Genomic DNA, 10,200 nt, shown 5'->3' with positions numbered 1-10,200 from the left:
TCCTGCCCATGATCCACCTCCCAAAAAGAAAAGTGAATCACGGACGCAGAGTCTTGGGAATCCCTCGATTCAGGTTTGGAGCTCCACGCTCTAAATCATTTAATCGAGAGCAGATCGCGCCCAATCTGAATCGCCAAGCGATTCAGATTGGGCGCGATCTGCTCTAGGGACCGCCTTCGGTCCCCCGGTGGGGGTTCGGGGGCAACGCCCCCGACTGTCCAATGCACACACCGCCGTCGCTTCGCCCGGGGTGTGCGCAAAGAGACGGCGCCTACTCGGCCGGCGCCTTCTCGCGCTTTTCCTCGGCCAGCTCGTGGCCGTCGGTGCAGGGCTTCATCGAGGCGGCCATCTCGTGCTCGGTCATCTGGACCTTGGAGCCACCGCAGGCCATGGCGGCGGCCATGGCTTCCTCGCTCATCTGCTCGTCGGTGCCACCGCAGGCCTTGAGCGCCGCGGCGCGGCCTTCGGCGGTGTCCTCGTCGCCCGAGTCGAGATAGGCCTTGATGCCGGCCTCGATCTCTTCCTGCTTGCGCTTGGGCGCCGCCTTCCAGGTATCGGTTTCGATATCCTCGGGCGCCTTTTCCAGCTTGCGCGAGAAGTCGAAGCGGAAGTTCAGCTTCTTCAGCGACTGCGGGCCCCAGTAGCCGGCCTGCCCCAGGTTGTAGAACTGGCGCTTGAAGGCCGACAACAGGAATGCCTTCAGGCAGCCGATCAGGTAGCGGCGGCGCACCTTGTCGCCGCGCACCCACAGGTACCCGAACAGCGCCTTCTTCATGTAGAAGCGGCGATAGTTGTTCATCACCCGGTCGAGCAGCTCGGCCCGGTCCATGGCCTTGGGCTTCATGATCGGGGTGACGAAGTTGTACTTCTCGAAGTCGAACACCTCGACCTTGTCGCTCATCTCGCGATAGAGGTCGGAGAACGGCCAGGGCGTGAACATGGACCAGTTGGCCATGTCCGGGTTCCAGTCGTCGCACATGCGGTAGGTTTCTTCGATGGTCTCGGCGGTTTCGTTTTCCAGACCAACGATGAACTGGGCCTCGGTGACGATGCCGTTGGCGCGCAGCAGGTCGATCGCCCGCTTGTTCTGGGCGACGGTGGTTTCCTTGTGGAACAGGTCCAGGTTGAGCTGGGCGGCGGCTTCGGTGCCCAGCGAGATGTGGACCAGCCCGGCGCTGCGGTAGAAGGGCAGCAGGTCTTCGTCGCGCAGGATGTCGGTGACCCGGGTGTTGATGCCCCACAGCACCGGCAGGTTGCGGGACTTCAGCTCCTCGCAGAAGGCGATGAAGGCCTTCTTGTTGATGGTCGGTTCCTCGTCGGCCAGGATGAAGAAGCCCACCCCGTGGTCGCGGTAAAGGGTTTCGATCTCGTCGACCACCGCCTTGGGGCTGCGCACCCGGTAGTCGCGCCAGAACTTCCACTGCGAACAGAAGCTGCAGGTGAAGGGGCAGCCGCGCGCCATGTTGGGCGTGGCGACCGGGGTGTTCATGGGGATGTAGATGTACTTCTTCCAGTCGAGCACCGACCAGTCGGCGACGATGTCGTCCACGTCGCGGATCGGCGGCTCGGCCTGGGTGGTCGTCACCTTCTCGCCCTCGCGGAAGGCGATGCCCTTGATCTGGCCGCGCGAATCGGGCCAGGCGCCTTCCGAGACGGCGCGCACCAGATTGTAAAAGACCGCCTCGCCCTCGCCGCGCACGATGACGTCGGTCCAGGGGGCCTCGTGCAGCACCTGGTGGTGCATGAAGGTGGCGTGGATGCCGCCCAGCACGGTGACCGCGTCGGGGAACATCTCCTTGGCGATCTCGAGCACCCGCTCGGCCTTGTAGATGGCCGGGGTGTTGGCGGTGGTGCCGACGATGTCGGGCTTTTCCTTGGCCAGCGCGGCGCGCAACTGCTCTTCCGACATGTCGTCGGTCATGGCGTCGATGAAGCGGATGTCATCGAAGCCCCGGGCCTTCAGGTAGCCGGCCAGATAGGCGACCCAGGCTGGCGACCAGTTGCCGGCCACCTCCGCCCCGCCGGAGTGGTAATTGGGCTGGACCAGGACGATCCGCATCGACTGCCTCCTAGAGATCAGACACCGTGGTGGACGGCAATGTGGTGGACAACGCCACGCGCCGGGAACCTGATTGGACCACGGCACGCATCGCCTGTCCTGTCCACGGCGCGGCGCGCCGGCCGCGCATCGGCCCCATCGGGACCGGAAACCCTTGTCCGAACAGGGGATTAGACGACCACTGCCGAACCCCCCTCCGGGGCAGCCTCACGCTAGGCCGCAGGGCTCGGGAAGTCAACCTTTGGCGGACCCCGAACGGTCGGTCGCGGCGCCCTTTTCGGCGTCGGCGCGGCGGGGTCAGCTAACGGGTGGATTTCTGATCCGGGTGTGCGCAGAATGCCGGCCGATCCGCCACCGCCTGGGAAGCCGCCTGCGATGACCTCTCCCCCCGCCGCCCCGGACGTCACCCGCCCCGACGACCTCGACCACGACGACCACCGCCGCACGGTGCGCCGCATGTTCGATCTGGTCGCCCCGCGCTACGACCTGCTGAACGATCTGATGAGCGGCGGCACCCACCGCCTGTGGAAGGACACCCTGGCCAGGCGCGCCGGACATCCGGTCCACGGCCCGGGCAAGACCGGCCGGGCGCTCGATCTGGCCGGCGGCACCGGCGACATCGCGCGGCGCCTGGACGACCTGGGCTGGCAGGTGACCGTGCTCGACCCCTCGCCGGAGATGATGGCGGTCGGCCAGCGGCGGCTGAAGGGCCGGCCGGTGGAGTGGGTCGCCGGCTTCGCCGAGAACCCGCCCTTCCCCGAGGCCAGCTTCGATCTGATCACCATCGCCTTCGGGCTGCGCAACGTCTCCCAGCGGGCCGCCGCGCTGGCCGCCGCCCACCGCCTGCTGACCCCCGGCGGGCGCTTCCTGTGCCTTGAGTTCTCGCAGCCCCTGAAGCTGATCGCCGGGCCCTACGAGTGGTACACGCGCACCATCATCCCGCGCCTAGGGGCGCTGATCTCCGGCCAGCCGGAGGCCTACAGCTACCTCGACCAGTCGATCCACGCCTTCCCCGAACAGCGGGCCCTGAAGACGATGATGGAACAGGCCGGCTTTACGGACGTCTCCTGGCGCAACCAGTTCCTGGGCATCGCCGCCCTCCACGAGGGGACCAGGGCGGCCTGATGAGCGTTCCAAAACCGTCCTCGGCCGCCGCCGTGTGGTGGCAGGCCATTCGCCCGCGCACCCTGGCCCTGTCCGTCTCCCCGGTGATCGCCGGCGCCGCCCTGGCCGTGGCCAGCGCCGGCACCTTTCGCCTGGATGCCAGCCTGATCGCCGGACTGGGCGCCATGGCCATCCAGATCGGCACCAACCTGCACAACGATGCCGCCGACTTTTTGAACGGCACCGACCAGCCGGGCCGCATCGGCCCGCCCCGGGTCACCGAGCAGGGCTGGCTGCCGGCCGAAACGGTGAAACGCGCCGCCCACGTGGCCTTCACCCTGGCCGCCCTGGCCGGCCTCTTCCTGGCCACCCTGGGCGGCTGGCCCATCCTTCTGGTCGGCCTCGCCTCGGTGCTGGCCGGCTATGCCTACTCGGCCGGGCCGCGACCGATCTCGCGCGGGCCCTTCGGCGAGGTGATGGTGATCGGCTTCTTCGGCCTCGCCGCGGTGGGGGGCACCTACTGGCTGAACACCGGCCAACTGGACGCCGCCGCCCTCGCCCTGGGGCTGATCGTCGGCCTGCCGGCGGCGGCCGTGCTGCTGGTCAACAACACCCGCGACCTGGACAACGACCGCGCCGCCGGGCGACGCACCCTGGCCATTCTGCTCGGCCGCCAAAGCGCCGGACAGGTTTACGACGCCCTGCTCGGCGCCACCTTCGGCGGCCTGCTGACCCTGGCCCTGCTGGCGCCCGGCACCGGCGGCGCCCTGCTCGGCCTGGCCGCCCTGCCGGCGGCGGCCAAGGCCGCCCGCGCCTTCCGCGAGGCCGGGGACGGCGCCGCCTTCAACCGCTGCCTGGGCGCCACGGCGCGCGTCCAGGTGGTGCTGACCCTGGCCCTGGCGGCCGGTCTTGTGATCTTCTGAGCCCTCCCTTTTCCGACGGAGACGACCCCTGATGGCTGAAGCGCTGCTGCCGGTGGGCCTTGCCTTCATCATGTTCTCGATCGGCCTGGGCCTGACGGTGGGCGACTTCGGCCGCGTCTTCCGCAACCCGCGCGGGCTTGGCCTGGGACTGGCCAATCAGTTGATCCTGCTGCCGCTGGTCGGCGCCGCCCTGGTGTTGGCCTTCCCCGGCCGCCCCGAGTTCGCCTTGGGCATCATGGTGCTGGCCGCCTGTCCGGGGGGCATCACCTCGAACCTTCTGACCCTGCTGGCCGGCGGCAACACGGCGCTGTCGGTCTCCATGACCGCCATTTCCAGCCTGGCCGGGATCGTCACCATCCCGCTGGTGCTGGGCCTGTCGCAGGAGCTGCTGCTGGGCGGCGAGGCGGCGGCCATCCAACTGCCCATGGGCCGCATCATCGGCAGCGTGGTCGTCGTCACCGCCCTGCCCATCCTGCTCGGCATGGGGCTGAACCACCGCTGGGGCGAGCTGGCGCGGCGCCTGCGCCCGCTGACCCGTCACCTGTCGACCGGCATTTTCGCCCTCATCGTGGTCGGCGCCTTCTGGAGCCAGCGCCACACCATGGTCGCCCACTTCGCCGAGATCGGGCCCTATGTGGGGGCGCTGAACATCGGCACCATGGCGCTGGGCCTGATCAGCGCCCGCCTGCTGTCGCTGGGCCGGGCCGATGGGGTGGCGATCAGCATGGAATGCGGCCTGCAGAACGCCGCCCTGGCCATTTTCATCGCCATCAGCGTGCTCGGCACGCCGGCGGTGATGGTGCCGGCGATCATCTATGCCCTGCTGATGAACCTGTCGGCCGCCGCCCTGATCGCCTGGAGCCGCGCCAAGGGCCTGCGGCCGGCCAGCCAGTAGGGCGCGCCTCACGCGATTGTCAGTTGGCGGCGCGGCGGCCTTGGGGGCACAGTCAATATCCTGGCTGCCCCCTTCGACCGCACGGAACCCCATGCCCCGCGTCCTGCCCGTCCTCGCCCTGCTGCTCGCCCTGCTGTTGGCCGGAGCCCTGGCCGTCCCCGGCCCGGCGCGGGCCGGCGACATGCCCGGCGCCGGCAGCGTCAACACCTCGCAGGTGCTGGAAGGGGTGGCCATCGAGGGGTACGACCCGGTGGCCTATTTCACCGACGGCAAACCGGAAATGGGCGACCCCGCCATCACCCTCGAATGGAACGGCGCCATCTGGCGCTTCGCCACGCCCGACCACCGCGACCTGTTCGCCGCCCAGCCCGAGCACTACGCGCCGCAGTACGGCGGCTTCTGCGCCCTGGCGGTGTCCAAGGGCTACACCGCCACGGTCGACCCCCGCGCCTTCCGGATCATCGACGGCAAGCTGTACCTCGCCTACTCCCTGAGGGCGCTGGAGCAGTGGGAAAAGAATCTGCCGGACAGCACCGAGGCCGGCCGGCGCAACTGGCAGGGGGACTGACCCCTTTTTCCCGCTCGCCCCGCACAGAAAAAGGGGGGCAACCAGTGCCCCCCTTTGACGTCGCTCAGGCTGGCGCAGCCCTTGGAGACGACCGGCTCAGCGGTCTTCCCAGCGCTCCGGGGCGTTTTCCAGGCGGCTCTTCAAGGCGTCGCGCTGGGCGACCACCTCTTGGGGCAGGTGATCGCCGAAGCGGTCGAACAGTTCCTGCTGGCTTTCCGCCTCGGCCAGGTTGATCGCCCGGTCGACCGCCATCAGGTCCTGGAAGGTGGCCTTGGGGAAGTCCAGCCCCTGCCAGTTCAGGTCCTCGTAGCGCGGCTCCAGGCCGAGCGGGCTTTCCCGGGCCTCGGCACGGCCGTGGACACGCTCGAAGATCCACTCCAGGGCCCGCATGTTCTCGCTGAAGCCGGGCCAGATGAAGCGCCCTTCCTCGTCCTTGCGGAACCAGTTGACGCGGTAGATGCGCGGCGCGTTGCCCGCCCCCAGCTCCTTGCCCATGTCCAGCCAGTGCTGCCAGTAGTCGGCCATGTTGTAGCCGCAGAAGGGCAGCATGGCGAAGGGGTCGCGGCGCATCTGGCCGATCTTGCCCTTGGCCGCGGCGGTCATTTCCGAGCCCATGGTGGCGGCCAGATAGACGCCGTGCTCCCAATCGCGGGACTCGAAGACCAGCGGGAAGTTGGAGGCCACCCGGCCGCCGAACAGGAAGGCCGACACCGGCACCCCGGCCGGGTCCTCCCAGGCCGGATCGATGGACGGCGCCTGACCCGCCGGGGCGGTGAAGCGGGCGTTGGGATGCGACGACGGACGGCCACAGTCGGGGGTCCAGTCCTGGCCCTTCCAGTCGATCAGGTGGTCGGGCGGGGTGTCGGTCATGCCCTCCCACCAGACGTCGCCATCGTCGGTCAGGGCGACGTTGGTGAAGATGCTGTTTTTCGACAGCGCCGCCATGGCGTTGGGGTTGGTCTTCTCCGAGGTCCCCGGGGCGACGCCGAAATAGCCGTACTCGGGATTGATCGCCCTGAGGGTGCCGTCCGGCCCCTGCTTGATCCAGGCGATGTCGTCGCCGATGGTGGTCACTTCCCAGCCCTCGTAACCCTCGGGCGGGATGAGCATGGCGAAGTTGGTCTTGCCGCAGGCCGAGGGGAAGGCGCCGCAGACGTAGGCCTTCTCGCCGGCCGGGTTCTTCACCCCCAGGATCAGCATGTGCTCGGCCAGCCAGCCCTCGTCGCGCGCCATCACCGAGGCGATGCGCAGCGCGAAGCACTTCTTGCCGAGCAGGGCGTTGCCGCCATAGCCCGAGCCGTAGGACCAGATCTCGTAGGTGTCCGGGTAGTGGACGATGTACTTGGTGTCGTTGCACGGCCAGGGCACATCGGCCTCGCCCGGGGCCAGCGGCTTGCCGACGGTGTGCATGCAGGGGATGAAGCGCCCCTCGTCACCCAGCACGTCGAGCACCTTCTGGCCCATGCGGGTCATGATGCGCATGTTCACCGCCACATAGGCGCTGTCGGTCAGCTCCACCCCGATGTGGGCGATGGGGCTGCCCAGCGGGCCCATGGAGAAGGGGATCACATACATGGTGCGCCCCTTCATGCAGCCGTCGAACAGGCCGTTCATGGTGGCGCGCATCTCGTCCGGGGCGACCCAGTTGTTGGTCGGGCCGGCGTCCTTCTTCTCCTTGGAGCAGATGAAGGTGCGATCCTCCACCCGGGCCACGTCGGAGGGGTCGGAGCGGCACAGATAGCTGTTGGGCTTCTTGGCCTCGTTCAGGCGGATGAAGGTGCCGTTGTCGACCAGTTCCTGGCACAGGGCGTCGTACTCCTGCTGGGAGCCGTCGCACCAGTGGACCCGGTCCGGCTTGCACAGGGCGGTCATCTTCTCGACCCAGTCCAGAAGATCGCGGTGGTTGGTCGGCACGTCGGGCATCGAAACTCCTCCTTGGGGCCGCCTTGAAGGGGGCTGGGCGGCGGGCGACGGTGGCTTGACGACTCCAACATAGAGAGCCTGTCCAGGACCGACAACCGCTCCAGACCTTGCGGATTGACAATGACACCCGGCTGTCACCGGATTCCGCTTTCGCCCCCCCGATCAACTCCCGGGACGTGGGGCAACGCCCGGGACCTTTGACCGCAGGTTGAGGAGCTTGACGCCGCCCCCCGCCAAAGCCGACCCTTGGGGGCAGCGCCCCGCGCCCCGTCCCGATAATCCCGTGTTCGAGCGAACCGAGTCCCTTTCGCCCAACAGGAGTTCACATCATGCCCCCACGCAGCCTTTTGGTTGCCTGCCTCCTGCTCGTTGGCCTCGCCGCCCCGGTTGGGCTCGCCACTCCGGCCGCCGCCGAGCCACCACCCCGCGTCGAGCAGCCATGGGCCCGGGCCAGCGCCGGCATGGCCCGCGCCGGCGGGGTGTTCATGCAGCTCATCAGCAGCGGAGACGCCGACCGCCTGATCGCCGCCGCCTCGCCGGTGGCCGAGGTGGTCGAGTTGCACACCCACATCCACGACAACGGCGTGATGCGCATGCGCGCCGTGCCCTTCATGGAAATCCCGGCCGGCAGCACCACGGCGCTCAAGCCGGGCGGCCTGCACGTCATGCTGATCGACCTCAAGGCCCCGCTGAAGGAAGGTAGCCTGATACCGCTCTCCCTCACCTTCGAGCACGGCGGCACGGTCGACATCGAGGTTCCGGTGGCCGGCCCCGGCGCGATGGCAGCGCCGAGCACCCAAAGCCCAGCCCCAAAGCCAGCCACCGAGTAGCCGCGCCGCCACCGCCCTTTCGCCACATTCCACCGGCAATCCTGGCATCCGGCACAGCGAACCCAGAGGGAGGCCCAAACCCGTGTCCGCCACCATCGTGCTGGTCGACGACGACCAGAACATCCTGACCTCGGTGACCATGGCCCTGGAAGCCGAAGGCTTCACCGTCACCACCTACCCGGACGGGCTGGCCGCCCTCGATGCCCTGGAACAGCACCCGGCCGACCTCGCCGTGCTCGACATCAAGATGCCCCGCATGGACGGCATGGAACTGCTCCAGCGCCTGCGCCAGGGCCCCGACCGCCTGCGCGAACTGCCGGTCATCTTCCTGACCTCGAAAGACGACGAGGTGGACGAGCTGATGGGCCTCCGGATGGGGGCCGACGACTACATCAGGAAACCGTTCAGCCAACGCCTCTTGATCGAACGCATTCGCACCCTGCTGCGCCGCCTGGAAGCCCCCACCGATGGCACCACGCCCCGCCTCATCGAACGCGGCCGACTGGTCCTCGACCCGGCCCAGCACCTCTGCCGATGGGACGACAAACCGGTCAACCTGACGGTAACTGAATACCTGATCCTGCAAAACCTCGTCCAACACCCAGGCCACGTCAAAAGCCGCGACGCCCTGATCGGCGCCGCCTACGGCGACGGCGTCTACGTCGATGACCGAACCATCGATAGCCACATCAAACGCCTGCGCCGCAAATTCCGCGAAGCCGACCCCGAATTCCAACAAATCGAAACCCTCTACGGCGTCGGCTACCGCTACAAAAACCCCTGACCCCAAGGCCCCATCGGCCGGGGTGCCGTGGCCCATGCAAAGGGGCGCTGCCCCTTTGAACCCCGCTGGGGAGGCCGGGGGCCTCCCCAGACCCCACCATGAGTCAAAAACCCGCCAGGGGGGCTTGCCCCCCCTGGCGGGTTTTTAAGTCACGGCGGGGGTCCGGGGGGGCCCCTGGTCCCCCCGGCGGGGGTTCCAAGGGGGCAGCGCCCCCTTGGCGTGGACCACGGCACCTCGGCCGATGGGGGCCTTGGGGTCAGAGGGTTATGAGGTGGTGGGTGCCGGTGGTGGTTTTGGTCAGTCTGGTGTTGAGCAGGGGCAGGGTTTCGGTCAGCTCGTCGGCCAGGGTGTAGGGGGGATTGGCGATGACCAGGCCGCAGCCGTTCAGTCGGCTGTCGGATTCGCCGGGGTAGAGGCCCAGTTCGGCGATCAGCAGGTTCTTGGGGTCGCTGTTTCTGAGGGTGGCGTGCAGGGCATCGACGCGGCTGCGTTGTTTGACCGGGTACCACAGCACGAAGACGCCGGTGGGGAAGCGGCGGTGGGCTTTCAGGAAGCGTTCGGCGAGGCGGGGGAAGTCGTCGGCGGCTTCGTAGGGCGGATCGACCAGGACCAGGGCGCGCCGTTCCGGGGGCGGCAGGAACGAGGTGAGGGCGGCCCAGCCGTCGTCGGCGCGGACTTTCACGGTGCCCGGCTGGTTGGCGCGGCGGCGCATCAGGTGGGCGAGGTCCTGGTGGGCGGTGGGTTCCAGTTCGCAGGCGACCAGACGGTCGCCGTCGCGCAGGCCGTCGGCGAGCAGCCACGGCGAGCCCGGGTAGGCGGGCAGTGCGCCGTTCCGGGCGCCGCCCAGGCGGCGCACCCGCTCCAGGTAGGGGTCGAGCAGCGGCGGCACCGGGTCGAGGTCGAGCAGGCGGGCGATGCCGTCGCGGTACTCGCCGGTGCGGTCGGCTTCGGGGCCGGTCAGGTCGTAGGCTCCGGCCCCGGCGTGGGTGTCGAGCACCAGCAGGGGCTTGGCCTTGGCCGCCATGTAGGCCTGGATGCGGCAGGCCACGGCGTGCTTCAGCACATCGGCGAAGTTGCCGGCGTGGTAGGCGTGGCGATAGTTCATGGCCTGTTG

General features: G+C 68.5%; 8 protein-coding genes and 1 pseudogene. 6 read left to right on the top strand and 3 right to left on the bottom strand.

The features are described from left to right. Positions 1-271 precede the first annotated feature (271 nt). The gene (gene bchE, locus BLR95_RS14450; RefSeq protein ID WP_092621752.1) at positions 272-2,059 is read right to left on the bottom strand and encodes a magnesium-protoporphyrin IX monomethyl ester anaerobic oxidative cyclase; all 1,788 of its coding nucleotides are present in this window, start codon (positions 2,057-2,059) and stop codon (positions 272-274) included. A gap of 375 nt (positions 2,060-2,434) precedes the next feature. Here bchE and BLR95_RS14445 point away from each other — a divergent pair, with 375 nt between their 5' ends. The 4 genes and pseudogenes from BLR95_RS14445 to BLR95_RS14430 all read left to right on the top strand — a co-directional run bounded on the left by BLR95_RS14445 (position 2,435) and on the right by BLR95_RS14430 (position 5,549). Then, a complete protein-coding gene (locus BLR95_RS14445; protein WP_092621749.1) occupies positions 2,435-3,184 on the top strand; it encodes a ubiquinone/menaquinone biosynthesis methyltransferase in 750 nt (249 codons plus the stop codon). After that, positions 3,184-4,086, top strand: a complete 903-nt coding sequence (gene menA, locus BLR95_RS14440; RefSeq protein WP_092621746.1) for a 1,4-dihydroxy-2-naphthoate octaprenyltransferase — start codon at positions 3,184-3,186, stop codon at positions 4,084-4,086. Before BLR95_RS14445 ends, menA begins: the two co-directional genes overlap by 1 nt. 19 nt (positions 4,087-4,105) lie before the next feature. Beyond that, positions 4,106-4,981 (top strand): annotated as a pseudogene (locus BLR95_RS14435) (bile acid:sodium symporter family protein); the annotation flags it as partial. A 91-nt stretch (positions 4,982-5,072) separates the two neighbouring features. Beyond that, entirely contained in the window at positions 5,073-5,549 is a 477-nt protein-coding gene (locus BLR95_RS14430) for a YHS domain-containing (seleno)protein (RefSeq protein WP_092621740.1), read from the top strand. A 96-nt stretch (positions 5,550-5,645) separates the two neighbouring features. Here the strand turns inward: BLR95_RS14430 and BLR95_RS14425 are convergent, their stop codons facing one another. Further along, positions 5,646-7,472 (bottom strand): phosphoenolpyruvate carboxykinase (GTP), encoded by a 1,827-nt coding sequence (locus BLR95_RS14425; protein ID WP_092621737.1) that lies wholly within the window; start codon positions 7,470-7,472, stop codon positions 5,646-5,648. 329 nt (positions 7,473-7,801) lie between these two features. Here BLR95_RS14425 and BLR95_RS14420 point away from each other — a divergent pair, with 329 nt between their 5' ends. Continuing rightward, entirely contained in the window at positions 7,802-8,302 is a 501-nt protein-coding gene (locus BLR95_RS14420; protein ID WP_092621734.1) for a copper chaperone PCu(A)C, read from the top strand. Positions 8,303-8,384: 82 nt separating this feature from the next. Continuing rightward, positions 8,385-9,086 carry a response regulator transcription factor gene (locus BLR95_RS14415; RefSeq protein WP_092621731.1) on the top strand — a complete coding sequence of 234 codons (702 nt, stop codon included), beginning with the start codon at positions 8,385-8,387 and terminating at the stop codon, positions 9,084-9,086. Positions 9,087-9,342: 256 nt separating this feature from the next. On the opposite strand, the gene BLR95_RS14410 is transcribed toward BLR95_RS14415, so the two are convergent. Beyond that, positions 9,343-10,191, bottom strand: a complete 849-nt coding sequence (locus BLR95_RS14410; RefSeq protein WP_092621728.1) for a 23S rRNA (adenine(2030)-N(6))-methyltransferase RlmJ — start codon at positions 10,189-10,191, stop codon at positions 9,343-9,345. Between the last annotated feature and the right edge of the window lie 9 nt (positions 10,192-10,200).

Source organism: Roseospirillum parvum (assembly GCF_900100455.1).
GTDB classification, from domain to species: Bacteria; Pseudomonadota; Alphaproteobacteria; order Rhodospirillales; family Rhodospirillaceae; genus Roseospirillum; species Roseospirillum parvum.
Note: the sequence above shows the minus strand (reverse complement) of the source record. Positions and strands in the feature narration are given on the sequence as shown.